Raw genomic sequence first — 14,893 nt, 5'->3', positions numbered from 1 at the left:
CCTCCCCGGGCTTCCCTACGCGCGGCGTCGCAGCCGCGTGTAGGCGGCCAGGGAGCCGCCGGCGAACACCAGCGAGGCACCGCCGAGGGAGAGGGCGAGCGTGCCGCCGTCGCCGCCGGTGCTCGCCAACTGCGTGCCGGTGTTCGCCGGAGAGGAGGCGGGCGGTGTGGTGGGTGCGGGCGTGGGGGTGGCGGTGGTGCCGGTCGAGGCGGAGGCCGAAGGCGTCGAGGTCGGGGTCTGGCTTCCGCCCGCGCCCGTGCTCGTGCTCGGGGATGCCGACTGGCCGCCGGTCAGGGTCACTTGGGCGGATGCGGCACCCACGTGGGTGCCCCGGAACGGGACGGACCCCTCGTTGACGATGATGCTCTCGGTGAGGGTGGCCTTGCCGAGCGGAGCGTTCGCCTTCCAGGAGACCCGTACCGGAACGGAACCGCTGCTGCCCGCCGGGACCTTGTGGTCGCGCTCGCGCAGATAGTGGCCGACCAGGCCGGGCTCGGCGGCTGCCGTCACCGGCGGCAGCGTGACCCAGGCGCCTCCCCGCTTCACCTGCACCGTCGCGTACTTGTCGGTGAACAGCACGCTGTTGACGTTGAGGTAGTCGGACGGCGTCGGGTTGACCAGGGTGGCGTCGAACTCGACGGGCGCCCCGCCGCGCACGGCCGTCGTGGGCACTCCGGCGAGCCCGGCGGCCAGGCCATGGACCGGGATCGTACGGATGTCACGCGCCTGGAGGACCCACGACCCGTCGGCCGCCCCGACGGACGAGGTCAGCTGGACGGAGTTCGCCCCGCCGTCGCTGTCGCCGTTGTGCGGCTCGCCCATGGGCAGCCCGAGGAGCAGGTGGAGGACACGGCTCTCGCCCGGGCCGAGCGTGATGGTGATCGGGAGCGCGCCCTGGAACGAACCGCCGCTGTACTCCATCAGCACCTTCTGCCAGGCCCCGCTGTCCGTGCGGTAGTACATGACCAGGCCGTTCTTCGGCATCCCGGCCCCGGCGTCCGCGACCAGGTCGAGGAACAGATCCTGCGACTCGGTGGCGGAGGTGTTGGTGATCTTCTCCGTGAACTCGACCGGCTGCCCGGCCAGTCCCAGCGCGGCGGGCCCGGTCACGGACAGGGTGGTGTTGCAGCAGGTCTGCGCGGGCGCGGCCGACGGAGTGGTCGGCGCCCCCGGCTCGGCCCACGCGGCGGGCGCGGCGGCCACCGCTCCCAGCGACATCAGCACGCCGGCCGCTCCGATGGCGAGTGGCTGACCGATACGGCCGATGTGAATGGTGCGAAACATGAATCCCCCCGGATTCGCGAGTGGTGGGGTGGTGAGCCCCTGCGCTAATAAGACGGTGCTGGGGCGGGATGGTTGCCGGAGAATTCGGCCTTTATCCGGACCGTACGAGTCCGCCACCAGGGCGGATCTCCTCTAAAGAAACGCTTGCGTTTCGATCGAGATCGCCGTAGCTTGTCTGTACGAAACGGTTTCGTATCGATGGCAGATGGGTGGTGATGACGGCTATGGCGACCTCTCCGGTGCTCCTGGCCGTTGCCCTCTCCCTCGTCTCCGCGCTCTGCTACGCCACGGCCGCCGTGGTCCAGGAGCGGACCGCCGCCGACACCGCCGACCTGCGCGGCGCCCTCACCCGCGCCTCCTGGTGGTGGGCGGTCCTGCTCAACGCCGCCGGTGCGCTGCTGCACGTGGTCGCCCTGCGCTACGGCCCCCTGAGCCTGGTGCAGCCGCTCGGCGTACTGACCCTGGTGGTGGCGGTACCGCTCGGCTCACTGGCCGCCCGCCGCCGGACCTCGGGCACCCAGTGGTCCGGCATGGCCCTGACGCTCGTAGGACTGACCGCCCTCCTGACGGTCACCGCCTCGGGCGGTACGCCGGACAGCGCCCTGAGCGGCACCGAGGTGCTGGTGGTGGCGCTCGCCGCCGCCACGCTCATCGCGGTGCTCGTACGCCTGACCACGGGCCGCTCCTCCCTGGCGGGCCTCGGCTTCGCGGCGGCCTCGGGCATCGCCTCCGGAGTCGGCTCGACGCTGGCCCAGAAGCTCGCGGTCGGACCGACGCTGTCGTGGAGCGCGGCGGGGATCGCGATCCTGACCGTCGCCTTCGCGGCGGGCGGGCTGCTGCTGGCCCAGAAGGCATACGGCAGCGGCCTCGGCGGCCCCCTCGCCCTGCTGACCCTCGTCAACCCGGTCGCCGCGTCGGCCATCGGCGTCACCCTGCTCGGCGAGGGCTTCCAGTACGGCACGACGGGCACCCTGCTCGCGATCGCCGGCGCGGTGGCGGCGGGCCGGGGCGTGGTCCTGCTGAGCCGCCCGCAGCCCGAGGGTCCGGCCCGCCTCGACGTACGCGCACCCGTACCCGTACCTGTACCCGTACCGCACCCGCTCCCCACCCGGATGCTGACCGGCACGAGCCGGGCGGCCTGAAATGGAGAACAGCAAGATGACGACGACCCTGACGCCGATGGCCGCGATGCCCATGCTTCAGCTGGGCACGCGGACGACCGTACGCGCGGCGGAACTGGTGGACGTACCCGCGGTGGTACGCATGATCGCGGCGCCCACGCCCTCGGACGACTGGGAGCAGACGCAGAGCGCGATGCGGCTGGTGCTGGCCCACTACGCCCTGGAGGAGGGCCGCATCTGGGTGGCCGAGCGCGCGGAGGGCGGTCTCCTGGCGGCGGCCGTCTGGCTGCCGCCCGGCGTCGGCGCCGAGCCCCCCGACACCCGCTTCAGCAGCCTCCTCGCCCGCGAACTCGCCACCGGCCCACAGGACTTGCCGGTCCTGCCGATGTGGCTGAAGGACGCGGGCCCCGAGATCCCGCACTGGAAGGTGGTCATCGTCGGCACCCTGGACGACACGACCGCCTGGGACCACACCGTGGCCGCCGACCTGCTGACCCCGGGCCTACGAGCCGTCGACAACGAGACGGCGACGGCCGTCGCCCTCACGATGTCCCCCCGCCACACGGACCAACTGCGCCCCCTGGGCTTCCGCGTGCCCCGCGAGGTCCACTTCATGCCGGGGGCGAGCGCTTGGCTGACGAGTCGTCCGGCGGACAGCGTCGGTACCGGTTCGGGTTGACCGGAGGCGCCCTGGCCTCGATCCACGACGTACGCCAGTGTGGGTACGGAAGCGTGGAGGCAACAGGGGAGGGCGTCCATGAGTCCCATCGCACCCGAGTTGCTCATGGCCCTCGCCGGCGGTACGGCGGGTGCCGCCGGGCAGCAGATCTGGGCGTCGCTGCGGGACCTGGTCCGACGGCGGCCGACGGACGGGGAGCCGCGCGGCGAGGGCGAGTTGACGTCCCTCGCCGATGCCGCCGACAGTCCGACGCGGGCCAGGGAACTGGCCGACGTGCTCGCACTGCGCGCCCGGCAGGACCCCGACTTCGCCCGGGCGCTCGACACCTGGCGCCGCGAGGCGGAGGCGCTGGAGGGCGCCTCGACCGGGGCGGGCGATGTGCGCAACGAGGTCTCCGGGGGCACGATCCAAGGGCCCGTGGTCCAGGCCCGGGACATCAACGGGCCCTTGCACTTCGGCAGTTGGCCGAGCCAGGGGCCCGGGTAGTACCGCTGTTCCCACCCTCGTCACTGGCGGCCGCCCTGTCGCCCGCCTCTGCTCACCGGAAGTACAGTGCCCGTTTCACCAGGTCGAGGCGGGCCTGGCCCCAGGCCAGGATGTTCAGACCCGAGGTCAGGTTGCCGGGCGGGCGATGGATCAGGGTGTCGCGCCGGAGGAGCCGGTCGAAGTCGACGACGACCGGGTCGGGCCGGACGTTGCCGCTCACCGGGTGCCGGAACTCGACACCGCATCGGCGCATGACGTTGATCATCTCCTGCGCGAGGATCCCGTAGCCGATGGTGCTGGGATGCACGCCGTCCAGTGAGAACAGGCCTCCGTCAGTACGTCCCTTGCCGTTGCTGGTGAGGAAGTGCGAGTTCGGCTTCGGAGTCAGTGCGTCCAACTGTGCGGGCAATGGATAGGGTTCCCACCACTCCGGGCGATTGCTGGGATCCTCGCCCTCCATGTAGCGCCGGGAGGCAAGCCGGTCGAGGAGGCCGGCGGTGTCCATGAGCAGCCAGTCCAGGCCTTCCGCCTCGCGCTTCTTCGCCACATGGTCGGTGATGGCCTCGTTGTACAAGTCGATTGCTGTGTCGATGTCCTGAGCCTGTTCGGCCGTCAGGTGAGGATGCCGGGTGGGACTGAACTCGAGATCACTGATCCAAGGCCGGGTGTAGTAGGGGAAGTAGCGCGAGTCCTGGGGCTTGTTTCCCACACCGCGCGCGATCGGGGGGATGGTGACGTGGGGGACAGTGCACCAGATGACATGCCGGGCCCTGATTTTCGCCACCTCGTCGATGATTTCTGCCAACTCGTCCCTGAAATGGCTGGGATCCCACACCGTGAAGTCTTCTTTGGCCTTCAGATTGCGGTATTCCTCCCCACTCCATTGCACTTTGAGCTGGGTGACTGTCTGAAGAGCGTTGTTGGCTCCGAGGAAGACGATCAGGGTCTCGATGCCACGCTTCTGGTCGGGTGCTTCCTCGTCGCCGAGGTGCTGCGCCGCGTCCAGCAGCGTCATGGTGCCGGGGCCGTCGATGCTCGCCGGGGGCAGGACCCGTAGAGCCGCCCGGTTTCCGCTGTCCTGCGCGACCTGGTGGAGGAGATTGTCTCTGGGTTCCTTGACACGGCAAACCGTGGCGTTCTTGGAGAGAACATCGCGCAGGTCCCACCCGTACACCGCGAGATTGTGATTGATGGCCGCGAACTGGTTGTCACGGCTTCCCGGGCCGCGTTCCCAGTAGTCCTCCGCCTCATCCAGGAAACGCCGGGCGTGGAACAGGGCCAACGGAACCTCCCACCAGTCGAGTTCCTGGCCGAAGCGTTCCTCGAGTTCCCTCAGCAGCAGTTCTATGTTGAGCGGCAGCCCGCCGTATCCAGGGTATGTGGGGTAGCGGAACTGGTCGCCCAGGCCCAACTCGTGGGCGATGACGGCCGGATACGACACGTCGGTATTGAAAACGGCCCCACTCTGGAAGCCGTGCGTGAGCGAGTCCCCGATGGTCACCAGCCGATGGTGAGGTTCCGGCCCTGCCCTGTCGACTGTGACCGTGATTCCCAGCGTCGGATCTTTCTCCGTTGCCCGTGGCGACTCTCCCCTCCGGTCAACCACTTCGTCTGGAGGGTTCAGACGTGCCGGCTCGGCCATGACGCCACCTCCGTCCGGGAAAATGGCTACTTTTCAGGCTAGTCCGCATTGTCGTCCCCCGCATTCGGGGCCGGAGGACTCGGAAATCCCGGACCGGGTCCCGTCCACCGGTATCCAACTCCGCAGGGCGGGCGTCCAGTTCGACGCACTCCAGGAGGTGAGTGGGAGTCGTGCGGTCTATTTCCTCGTACCCGTCGGTGCGACGACCCGGCGGATCTGGCCACCCGGGGTCATCGGTCTCGCGTCCGCCGGGGTGCGGTCGGGGCGGGGATCCTGCTCCAGCCTCAGAGGCCCGGCGCCGTCGTACATCGACCGGTTGATGGTCGGATCGCCCATTTACCGGTTCGGACGGACCAGTGGGCTCTACCCTCGATCCACGACGTACGCCAGTGGGGTGCGGAAGTCCGACAGGCATACGGGGGAGGGCGTTCGTGGACCCCATCGCACCTGAGCTGCTCATGGCCCTCGCCGGAGGTACGGCGGGTGCCGCCGGGCAGCAGATCTGGGCCTCGTCGCGGGATCTGGTCAGACGTCGGCCGCCGGCCGGAGAGCCGCGTGGCGAGGGCGAGTTGGTGTCCCTCGGTGAGGCCTCGGACAGCCCGACGCGAGCCAGACAACTGGCCGACGTGCTCGCGCTCCGCGTCCAGCAGGACCCCGCCTGCGCCCAGGCACTCGACACCTGGCGCCGGGAGGCGGAGGCCCTGGACGGCACGCCGACCGGCGTGGGCGACATCCACAACGAGATCTCCGGGGGCACGTTCCAGGGCCCCGTGATCCAGGCGCGGGACATCAACGGGCCGCTGCACTTCGGCAGTTAGACGGTTAGGCAGTTGGGCGGTCAGGCAGTTTCGTTTGTCCGGCGAACCGGCCACCGGCTGTGGGACCCGCGGTCAATTCACGTGCGCGAAAGGGCAGTTCTGCCCGGTGAAACCAGTGAGCGGCCGGGTTGGGAAGGGAGGATGACGACGGCGGTGCGACTCCTGTGCGGGCGTCGGCATCCCGTAGGCGCCTGTGCAATCGAGAGGAATCGAACGTGGCCAACACGAAGAGATCGCGCCGCTGGTGGACCGTACTGCTCACACTGGCCATGTCCCTGGGGTTCGCGACTCTCAACGCTCCCAGCGCGTCGGCCGCGTACGTCATCGGTACGGACTTCCTGCGTAACTGGGAGACCGGGCTCTGTCTGAACAACGCCGATGCCGGCCGCATCAACACCCAGCCCTGTCAGTCCGGCAACGACCGGCAGAAGTGGAGCGTGATCTACCAGTACCACGCGGGGTACGACTTCGTGCAGATCGTCAACGTGGCGACCAACCAGTGCCTGGTGTGGAGCTACAACGGGTCGCTCTACGCCGGTGACTGCAACGCCGGCACCTGGGACGAGAGGCTGTGGCGAGGGGTCGGCTCGGGCTGGAACATGGTCGAACTCACCGACGGGGGAATAAACGACCGTTACCAGTGCCTCGACAGCGACCGGAACGGCTGGGCCTACCTGCTCGAATGCAACGGCGGCGGATTCCAGAAGTGGCGTCTGGGCTACTGAGCCCGGACAGTACGGACGAGAAACGCGCCCCACGCCTCGCCGGTGACCGTGAGGTTCGGGCCGGTCGGGTTCTTGGAGTCGCGGATGTGTATCGCGGTGGTGGGGGTGTGGGGGCAGGGGGCGACCTCCACGCAGTCCCCGCCACCGCTGTCGCTGTACGTCGACTTGCGCCAGGCGTAGGCGACTTCGACGCAGTCCCCGCCGCCGCTGTCGCTGTAGCTGGACTTGAACCACCGCAGTGCACCGGTGTCGCTCATGGTTCCTCTCCTGCCGATTCCGCCAACCGCTCGATGAGGCTGAGTGAGTCGTCGGGACTCAGGGCCTGTGATCGGATCTTCGCATAGCGGTGCGCGAGTTGGGCCACCTCGGGTGGATCGCTGATGAGGATGCCCTGGTCCTCGATCTCCATGTAGACGACGTGGTCGTGGTCCTCGGTGACGAGGAGTTTCATGGAGCCGCGGTCACCGGCGTGCGATCCGCGCAGCCCGCGGTCCATCGGGAGTACTTGCAGGCATACATTCTCCCGCTGGGCGTCCTCGGCGAGCGAGCGCATCTGCTCACGCATGATCTCCCAGCTTCCGAACGGCCGCCGCAGTACGCCCTCTTCGAGGATCAGCTCGATCATCGGGGCAGGGTCGCGGTCGAAGAGAGCACGCCGGGCGAGCCGCGCCTCGACGAGTTCCTCCCGCTTCTGGTCGGAGACTGCCGGAAAGCCGCCCCGGATGAGTGCCTGGGCGTACGGCTCGGTCTGGAAGATCCCGTCGATGACGAAGGTCGCGTACGAGGAGATCGTGACCGCGCCCCGCTCCAGTGCCGCAGCGCCCCGGAACCGAACCGGATACTTCTCCATCAGCATCCACTTCCGGGCCTTCTCGAAGACACCCAGCCCGTTCCCCAGCACCTCCTCCAGCTTGACGAGCATCTTGTCGCTGGCGGGCTGTGCGCACGTCTCCATCGCGCTGATCGCCGACGCCGTGTAGCCGATCAGCTTGCCCAACTCCTCCTGTGTGAGCCCCGCTTGCTCACGCAGTGCCTTCGCGAGGGCGGCGACCATACGTGCCGTACCGCCCGCTTCCGTCCTGTTCTCCGAACTCGCCATCCGGTCACTCCCGAACTCAACCGAACTCAACTGGTCACCACCGGCCCGCGTCGAATTCCGACAGCTACGCACCCTCGACACAGAGTTATGGAAGAAGCTAGCCCCGGCTGCCGAAACTGTCTCCATGAACACGGAAAGTGACGAGGTAAACCTCGACGAACCCCCACTCGACCCGGAGATCCCCGACTGGGTCCCCGCCACCGGCATCCAACTCCGCAAGGCGGGCGTCCAGTTCGACGCGATCCGCTTGGACGGTGACGAAGGCAGAGCAGTCGCGGACCGGCTGGCGCGGATGACCGGCGGGGCGCCGGGGCCGGTCGTGGAGGAGGCGAGCGGGAGTCGTGCCGTCTACTTCCTCGTGCCCGTCGGTGCGACGACCCGGCGGATCTGGCCGCCCGGCGTCATCAGTCTCGCGTCCGGGCCGAGTTGCGTCGCGTACATCCCCGTACCCGCCCTCAACGGGCAGACGTGGCCGCTGACTTGGCGTTATCGGCCAACCGGGAGAGATCACCTCGTACACGCGTTGCTCTTGAAGGCGGCGCTTCACCCCGAAGAGTGAAGAACGCGAACTTCCGCCCGGGAAAAGCCCGTTCGGCTTGCGTTCGTCGCTCTGCGTGCCCTTAGAGTCACGGCAACAGAACGCCCCCGCGGTGCGCCAACACCCGGGGGCTCGGCATCAAGAGCAATGCTGAGGAACTCCCAATGCGCATTCATCGTACGACGCCCACGCGCGCGTTTTCAGTCTTCTCCAACGCCCTTCTCCGCGACCGGAGTCTCTCCTGGTGTGCCGTAGGCGTACTGACGTACCTCCTCAGTCTTCCGAACGGCGCCCGCGCGACCATCCGCACCCTTGCCGAGCAGCGCAAGGAAGGGCGGGCCCGGATCGCCTCCGCCCTGCATGAGCTGGAGGAATCCCGGTATCTGCGGCGGGTGGTGCGCAAGGATCAGGAGTCCGGGCAACTCTCCACCGTGTACGAGGTGTTCGACACTCCGTACGACGACGAACCCCCTGCGGGTGAATCCGAAGAAATCCAGAACCTGGCCTCCGGCGAGTCGCCGTCCGGGGCTTCGGGCGCTCTCCCTTCGGGAGAGAAAACCCGGGAAGAAGAACCTCCCTCCCCGCCGTCGGCGCCCGAGGCGCCGCCGGGCGAACGCACCGCGCTCGCCGCGCGGTTGCTCGGCTCGCTCGCCCGTACCGAGCCGCGGCTCGAACTCGGTGCCGACGACGCGTTGCGGCTCGCGCCGCTGGTCGAGGAGTGGTGGGCCGCCGGGGCGAGCAGCGCCCAGGTGCGCGCCGCTCTGACGCAGGGGCTGCCCCGGCGGCTGTACTCGCCGCGCGCCATCATCGAGGACCGGCTGACCCGCAAACACCCGGTCGCGCCCGCCGCTGAACCGGCCGGGCCCGTCACGACCGTCGAGATCCGCAAGCCCGGCGTGGCCGGCGGCTACCGCGAGGCCGCGCGGCGCGGCGGCGCCGAGGTCCGCGCACTGCTGCTGGAGAGGCGGCGGCCCGCGTCCGCGTAGGCGCCCACAGACTCCCGGCGCGCGTCCGCGTGCCGGGTCCTTCGCAAGAAACGGAGTGTCGATGACCATCACACTCGAACGCCCGGAGACGGTATACCGCCGGTATACTCTGCTCATGCCTGACACCACGATCAAGGTCGACCCCGCCGTCCGGGACCGTTTGCAGGAGCTGGCGCGGGAGCGCGGGATCAGCATGCGGGACCTGGTGGCGGAGCTGGCCGGGGCCACGCCCACCAAGGAAGAGCTGCGCAAGCGGTACGAGGAGACGCGGGCGTACGTCGAGGAGCACTTCCTCGGCAGGCCCTACACCGAGGAGGACGAGAAGGCCGGCGAGAAGCTGTGGGCCGACCTCGAGGCCGGGCGCATCGGGGAGGTCCAGTGACCGAGGAGAAGTCGTACCCGCTGCCGCGTGCCGTCATCTTCGACGACACCGCCGCGCTCGCGCTCGGCGCGGGCAATAGCATGGCCTCCCGGCTGGTCGTCGAGGCCGAGAAGGACCCCGCCCTGCGGGTCTACGTCCCGGCGCTCAGTCTGGCCGCCGCCGAGCTTGAGCGGGCGGGGGTCGCCGAGCATGTCGGCGCGCTGCCGTCCGTCAACATCGAGGGGCTCGACTTCGCGGGAGCGGCCGCCGTGGGCAAGCGCCTGCGGACGGCCGTCGCGGGCGAGGAGGGGCAGGGGGGCAAGGACGAGCCCGACTGGAGCGGTGCCCACGTGCTCCATCTCGCCCTGCCCACCGTGGAGTGGCCTCGCGGGCGGCCCGTCCTGACCAGGACTCCCACGCGCTACCGCGGCACGGGCGTTCGTACGATCCGGATCGTCGAGCAGGGCTGACGGTCACCGTCGGCCGGGGTGGGGCCGCTCCCGAGAAGGGGATCGGGCCCGCCCCGGCGGGCGAACGTGTGCGCGCCAACCTTCCACAACGGGCATAGGGTGGAAAACGCAAAATACCCACCCAAAAGCTCCATGCGCGGAGAAGGTGAGTGTCATGCGCGTCCTGCTCAAGGCGCAGTTCGACACGGAGAAGGGCAACGAGGGCATACGCAGCGGCAAGCTGCCGACGTTGTTGAAGGAGGCTATGGACCTCCTCAAGCCGGAGGCGGCCTACTTCGGCCCCGAGGACGGTTGCCGGACCTGCTGGCTGGTCATCGACATGCAGGACAGCTCTGAAATGCCGCCCACCGCCGAGCTGTTCTTCACCCAGTTCAACGCCAAGGTCTCCTTCACCCCCATCATGAACGCCGACGACCTACAGAAGGGGCTCTCCCACATTCGGTGAACCCCCCGGTGTCGGGGCTCAGCTGAAGACGATCATCGACCCCTGCGCCAGACTCCGCGTCGCCGCCGCGTTCAGACCCAGCCACACATGCCGCTCCCGCGCGAACGGGCTCGCGTCGAAGGGCGCCGGTGCCGCCGGTTCCTCCAGGGACGTGGGGGTCAGCGGCGGGGCCGGGGCCAGCGGGGGGTTCGCCGGGTCGATGCCGATCGACGGGGCCACGAACTCCAGTTCCCGCAGCAGGGTCTGGGACGAGCCCAACGGGCCCCCGCCTTCGAGGAGTTCGTCGCTCGTCAGCGGGTGCGGGAAGTCCACGGGGACGTACGCGCCCGCGTGGTCGTAGTGCCAGACCAGGTGCGACTGCTGGGCGGTCGCCTCGAACATCTCCAGCAACTGCTCGTAGTCCCCGCCCAGTTCACCCACCGGCGTCACCGGCAGACCGCACACCTGGAGGAGATACGCGCGGCGCAGGAAGTGCAGCGCGTCGTAGTCGAAGCCCGCGATGGGGGCCACGTCGCCGGACAGGCCCGGCATGTACGAGTACACCGGCACCGGCGGCAGTCCCGCCTCGCCCAGCACCTTGTCGTAGAGGGCGAGTTCCTCGGCGAAGGGGTTGTCGGGGGTGTGACACAGCACGTCGACGAGTGGGACCAGCCACAGGTCACAGGCCAAAGGAGCACTCCTCGCATCGTCATAGGCGTCCAGGCCCTGAGGCCTCTGGGCGTCAGGGAAGCGTAGTGGGTCGTCGGTGGGTCAGGCCCCCGTGTGACGGGCCAGACACCGGCAGGAACCGGTCACCAGGTCGCCCCGTGACCCGGTCACCGGGTCATGCCCCGTCGTGCAGGTCCCACACCCACACCCCGCCCGTCCACTTCCCCGGCTTCCCCGTCAGCTGTTCCAGCGTCTCGCGCAGCACCCCGTCGTTGCCCTGCGGGGCCAGCACCAGCACGCCCGCCTTCCAGAACGCGAAGTCCTTCTTGGCCTGCGCCCGCCAGTTGTCGCCGATCGTCGGCGCGACGCCGTTGTAGCGGACGTCCCGCAGCATGTTGGACGTGAAGCGCGGCGAGGCGCCGTAGATGCCGACGCGGTCGTCGCCGTACGGGCCGTTGAAGTAGCCGCCCGGCAGCTTGAAGCCGAGGCCGGCCGCCGTCTGCCAGTGCAGCGCCTCCGCGTTGCCGGGATCGGGCAACGGCACCGGGACCAGGGACTCGCCCTTCCCCACGTACGACTTCCACATACCGTCCGCGATGAAGGGGGGCACGTCCACGCGTTCCACCGACTTCAGCGGCGCCGGGACGATCGGCAGCACCGCCAGGACGACCGCCAGCGTGCCGAAGTACTGCGTGGACAGGCGAGGGGTGGCCGCCAGGCGTTCCACCGCGATGGCCAGCAGCATGCCCAGCGCCGGCGCGCAGATCATCGCCACCCGGCCCTCGATCACCGACTCGAACAGGGGCTTCTTGGCGAGCAGCGCCCACGGGCCCGGCAGCACCGTGTCGGTGAGGGGGATACGGAACTTGGGTCCGAGGGAGAGGAACGCCGCTGCCACCGTCGTGAACGCCAGCGCCTTCACCGCCGGGCGCTCCCACAGCCGTACGACGATCGCGAAGGCCAGGGCGACCAGCGGCCAGCCGTAGAAGGCGTTCTGCTCGGTCGGGTTGAGGGAGAGGGCGTTGGCCCGGTCCGCGTCGCCCGCGATCAGCGAACGCTCGGCGAAGGAGAGCAGCGCCATCGGACTGTTGCCCGCGTTGTCGCCGTGCAGCACGCTGTGGTAGCTCTGCGGGCCGAAGAACTGCCAGTAGAGGGGGATCGCGACGATCGGCAGGCAGACCGCCGCGCCGGTCAGCAGGCCGCGGAGCAGTGGGCGCCAGGCCGTCCTCGCCATGTCCCGGCGTACGGCGGCGTAAGCGAGGGCGAACAGCACCATCCCCATCGCCGCCAGCAGCAGCGGCTCCTCGCCGAGGAAGATCTGGTACGCCGCCATCAGGCCCAGGATCACGCCGTTGCGGCGCACCCGCTCGCCCTCGCACAGGCGTAGGGCGCGGTCGATGATCAGCGGCATCATGAAGAGGATGACGAAGTTCGGGTGCGCGTTGGCGTGGCTGATCATCGGGGGTGCGAACGTCGCCAGGGTCGCGCCGGCGAAGGCCGCTCCCCGTTGCCGTACGACCCTTTTCACGATCAGCCAGTACCAGGCCGCCGCCGTCACCGCGAGGCCGAGCGTCATCACCAGGGCCAGGGAGATCGCCGGGCCCGCGAGGAGCGTGATCGGTGTGAAGGGGACCGACAGGCCCAGCATGACCGTGTTGGCCATGAGGTTCACACCGTCGGGGAAGCCCTGGAGGTCGGTGAAGAGGGGGTTCTGGAAGTGGCTGACGTTGTGGGCCGTGACCGCGAAGAACCACTCCCACTGGTTCTGGTCCTGGAGCGAGTCGGGGAGGTAGCGGCCGTTCGGATCGGCCCAGCGGCCCGCGTACAGGGCGACGGCCATGAGGAGGAAGAGGGTGACGGCCAACAGGTCGGCCGGGCGGACCGCGCGTGCCTTGAGGGCCGTCAGTTCGGCGAGGACGCGGGCGTAGTCCAGCGGGCGTACCTTCGAGCCGGACTGGTGGGCCCAGCGGACCGGGATCTCGGCGACCGGCCAGTCCGCGCGGCGGAAGTGCTGGAGGACCTCGACGTCGATGCCCCAGCCGTTGAGCCGGGACGCGGCGAACGCCGTACGGGCGCGGTCGCCGTCGAACAGTTTGAAGCCGCACTGGGTGTCCCGTATGCCGGGGACGGCGACCCTGCGTATGAGGAGGTTGCCTGCCCGGCCGAGGAGTTCGCGCACCCGGTGCTGGTGGTGCTCGATCGTCGACCCGGGGACGGAACGGGAGCCGATCGCCGCCGCGTGGCCTTCGCCGAGCGCCTTGTCCAGGACCTCCAACTCCTCTATGGGAGCTGCCAGATCGGCGTCCGTGACCAGGACGCGGGCGCCGCGCGAGGCGGCCACCCCGAGGCGCAGGGCGTGGCCCTTGCCCCGGTTGCGCGGGCTGGTGACGAGCTGCACCCGGGGGTCGGCGAGCGCGGTGACGAGGGCGCCGGTGCCGTCGGTGGAGCCGTCGTCGACGACCACGACCTCCCAGTCGCCCCAGCGGCCCTCGTTCTCCCGGAGGTGGCCGGTGATGGCGTCGAGGGTCGGGCCGAGGCGGGCTTCCTCGTTGTAGGCGGGGACGACGACGGTCAGGTCGAGGGTGGCCGTCGTACGGGTGGGAGCGCTCATCCGGCGGTGTCCCCGTTCCCCTCGTGTTCCTTTTCTCCGGCGTCCTTCCCGTCCTCTTTCCCGTCCTCCTCTGTGGTGAGGACGGTTTTTTCGGTGCCGAGGTTCGCCAGGCCCTCGATGAGGGTGAGGGAGTGGGTGTCGTACGAGTCGACTATCCGGTGGGCGTCGGCGAGGTCGCGGCGGGTCAGCGCGTCGACGACCTCGGTGTGGTCGGACCACAGCCGGCCGCGCAAGTCGCCGAGCCGGCTCAGGTGTTGCACCGCGCACACCCAGGACTGCACGCGCAGCCGGTGCAGGAAGTCGGTGAGGTACGGGTTGCCGAACAGGGCGCCCAGCTCGCGCCAGAAGCGCAGGTCGTAGCCGATGAGGATGTTCAGCTCACCGGCGGTCGCGGCACGTCTGGCCTCCTCGCCCCGGCGGCGGACACCGGCGAGGGCGGCGGCGGCACGCGGGTCGCCGGCGCGGACGAAGAAACCGCGCGGCCCCGGACTGTCGGCGGCGAAACCACTCGGAGCGGTCCTCACGGCACTGCCGTCACTGCCCCCGGTACTGCCCTCAGGGACAAGCGGCAGGCCCTTCGCGAGGCCGTGGAACATGCCGTCGGTGACCAGGCCGCGGGCCTCGATCATGCCCCGGAAGTCGGCGAGCGAGTACTCGTGCACACGGAAACCGCGGTGCTGGTCGGCCTCCAGCAGGCCCTGGGCCGACAGATCGACCAGGGCCTCGCGCACGGGCGTCGCGGAGACGCCGTACTGCTCGGCGATCTCCTTGACCGTGAACTCCTGGCCGGGCTGGAGACGCCCGGCCAGCACCTCGTCGCGGAGCGCGTCCGCGATCTGCTGCCGCAGGGTGCTACGGGTCACGGCGCCGTTGCCGCTGCTGGCGGGCATGGTCGGAACTCTCCCCCTTCGCGCGTGTGGATGACGTACTCGCATATGTCTACGAGCACGTCACCTTACGCGTTCGGGTTCCCGGAGGAG

At 69.5% G+C, this 14,893-nt stretch carries 18 protein-coding genes; 10 read left to right on the top strand and 8 right to left on the bottom strand.

The features are described 5' to 3' along the window. Positions 1 to 15: 15 nt before the first annotated feature. Complete coding sequence (locus OG787_RS21450) at positions 16 to 1,284, bottom strand: hypothetical protein (RefSeq protein WP_369036554.1); 1,269 nt, start codon at positions 1,282 to 1,284, stop codon at positions 16 to 18. Positions 1,285 to 1,508: 224 nt separating this feature from the next. Between OG787_RS21450 and OG787_RS21445 the strand changes: the two genes are divergently transcribed. The 3 genes from OG787_RS21445 to OG787_RS21435 all read left to right on the top strand — a co-directional run bounded on the left by OG787_RS21445 (position 1,509) and on the right by OG787_RS21435 (position 3,570). After that, the gene (locus tag OG787_RS21445; RefSeq protein ID WP_405536069.1) at positions 1,509 to 2,426 is read left to right on the top strand and encodes a hypothetical protein; all 918 of its coding nucleotides are present in this window, start codon (positions 1,509 to 1,511) and stop codon (positions 2,424 to 2,426) included. 16 nt (positions 2,427 to 2,442) lie between these two features. Then, on the top strand, positions 2,443 to 3,084 hold the full coding sequence (locus tag OG787_RS21440; RefSeq protein ID WP_405536068.1) for a hypothetical protein: 642 nt from the start codon (positions 2,443 to 2,445) through the stop codon (positions 3,082 to 3,084). A 78-nt stretch (positions 3,085 to 3,162) separates the two neighbouring features. Next, a complete protein-coding gene (locus OG787_RS21435; protein ID WP_405536067.1) occupies positions 3,163 to 3,570 on the top strand; it encodes a hypothetical protein in 408 nt (135 codons plus the stop codon). 52 nt (positions 3,571 to 3,622) lie between these two features. Here the strand turns inward: OG787_RS21435 and OG787_RS21430 are convergent, their stop codons facing one another. After that, on the bottom strand, positions 3,623 to 5,212 hold the full coding sequence (locus tag OG787_RS21430; protein ID WP_405536066.1) for a hypothetical protein: 1,590 nt from the start codon (positions 5,210 to 5,212) through the stop codon (positions 3,623 to 3,625). A gap of 177 nt (positions 5,213 to 5,389) precedes the next feature. Further along, positions 5,390 to 5,548, bottom strand: a complete 159-nt coding sequence (locus OG787_RS21425; RefSeq protein ID WP_405536065.1) for a hypothetical protein — start codon at positions 5,546 to 5,548, stop codon at positions 5,390 to 5,392. 95 nt (positions 5,549 to 5,643) lie between these two features. Here OG787_RS21425 and OG787_RS21420 point away from each other — a divergent pair, with 95 nt between their 5' ends. Continuing rightward, on the top strand, positions 5,644 to 6,030 hold the full coding sequence (locus OG787_RS21420) for a hypothetical protein (protein ID WP_405536064.1): 387 nt from the start codon (positions 5,644 to 5,646) through the stop codon (positions 6,028 to 6,030). 215 nt (positions 6,031 to 6,245) lie between these two features. Next, positions 6,246 to 6,755: an RICIN domain-containing protein gene (locus OG787_RS21415; protein WP_369036560.1), complete on the top strand. Its 510-nt coding sequence runs from the start codon at positions 6,246 to 6,248 to the stop codon at positions 6,753 to 6,755. On the opposite strand, the gene OG787_RS21410 is transcribed toward OG787_RS21415, so the two are convergent. Both OG787_RS21410 and OG787_RS21405 read right to left on the bottom strand, forming a co-directional pair. Then, positions 6,749 to 7,012: a DUF397 domain-containing protein gene (locus tag OG787_RS21410; protein ID WP_405536063.1), complete on the bottom strand. Its 264-nt coding sequence runs from the start codon at positions 7,010 to 7,012 to the stop codon at positions 6,749 to 6,751. The two genes, OG787_RS21415 and OG787_RS21410, sit on opposite strands and share 7 nt — an antisense overlap. After that, entirely contained in the window at positions 7,009 to 7,854 is an 846-nt protein-coding gene (locus tag OG787_RS21405) for a Scr1 family TA system antitoxin-like transcriptional regulator (RefSeq protein WP_405536062.1), read from the bottom strand. The genes OG787_RS21410 and OG787_RS21405 overlap by 4 nt, the downstream gene beginning before the upstream one ends. A gap of 124 nt (positions 7,855 to 7,978) precedes the next feature. On the opposite strand from OG787_RS21405, the gene OG787_RS21400 reads away from it, so the two are divergent. The 5 genes from OG787_RS21400 (at position 7,979) to OG787_RS21380 (ending at position 10,654) form a co-directional block, all read left to right on the top strand. Beyond that, positions 7,979 to 8,413 carry a hypothetical protein gene (locus OG787_RS21400; protein ID WP_405536061.1) on the top strand — a complete coding sequence of 145 codons (435 nt, stop codon included), beginning with the start codon at positions 7,979 to 7,981 and terminating at the stop codon, positions 8,411 to 8,413. Between the two features lie 143 nt (positions 8,414 to 8,556). Then, entirely contained in the window at positions 8,557 to 9,378 is an 822-nt protein-coding gene (locus OG787_RS21395; protein ID WP_405536060.1) for a hypothetical protein, read from the top strand. Positions 9,379 to 9,493: 115 nt separating this feature from the next. Continuing rightward, positions 9,494 to 9,760 (top strand): hypothetical protein, encoded by a 267-nt coding sequence (locus tag OG787_RS21390; protein ID WP_232838647.1) that lies wholly within the window; start codon positions 9,494 to 9,496, stop codon positions 9,758 to 9,760. Next, on the top strand, positions 9,757 to 10,209 hold the full coding sequence (locus OG787_RS21385; protein WP_369036565.1) for a hypothetical protein: 453 nt from the start codon (positions 9,757 to 9,759) through the stop codon (positions 10,207 to 10,209). The genes OG787_RS21390 and OG787_RS21385 overlap by 4 nt, the downstream gene beginning before the upstream one ends. A 154-nt stretch (positions 10,210 to 10,363) precedes the next feature. Beyond that, positions 10,364 to 10,654: a hypothetical protein gene (locus tag OG787_RS21380; RefSeq protein ID WP_369036566.1), complete on the top strand. Its 291-nt coding sequence runs from the start codon at positions 10,364 to 10,366 to the stop codon at positions 10,652 to 10,654. Positions 10,655 to 10,672: 18 nt separating this feature from the next. On the opposite strand, the gene OG787_RS21375 is transcribed toward OG787_RS21380, so the two are convergent. The 3 genes from OG787_RS21375 to OG787_RS21365 all read right to left on the bottom strand — a co-directional run bounded on the left by OG787_RS21375 (position 10,673) and on the right by OG787_RS21365 (position 14,803). Next, positions 10,673 to 11,323 (bottom strand): hypothetical protein, encoded by a 651-nt coding sequence (locus tag OG787_RS21375; RefSeq protein ID WP_369036567.1) that lies wholly within the window; start codon positions 11,321 to 11,323, stop codon positions 10,673 to 10,675. A gap of 154 nt (positions 11,324 to 11,477) precedes the next feature. Then, positions 11,478 to 13,913, bottom strand: a complete 2,436-nt coding sequence (locus tag OG787_RS21370) for a glycosyltransferase (protein ID WP_405536059.1) — start codon at positions 13,911 to 13,913, stop codon at positions 11,478 to 11,480. Then, positions 13,910 to 14,803 (bottom strand): GntR family transcriptional regulator, encoded by an 894-nt coding sequence (locus tag OG787_RS21365; RefSeq protein ID WP_405536058.1) that lies wholly within the window; start codon positions 14,801 to 14,803, stop codon positions 13,910 to 13,912. The genes OG787_RS21370 and OG787_RS21365 overlap by 4 nt, the downstream gene beginning before the upstream one ends. Positions 14,804 to 14,893: the final 90 nt, after the last annotated feature.

It is taken from the genome of Streptomyces sp. NBC_00075, assembly GCF_045041225.1.
Lineage (GTDB): Bacteria > Actinomycetota > Actinomycetes > Streptomycetales > Streptomycetaceae > Streptomyces > Streptomyces adonidis.
This window is presented reverse-complemented; position numbering and strand designations above follow the sequence as displayed.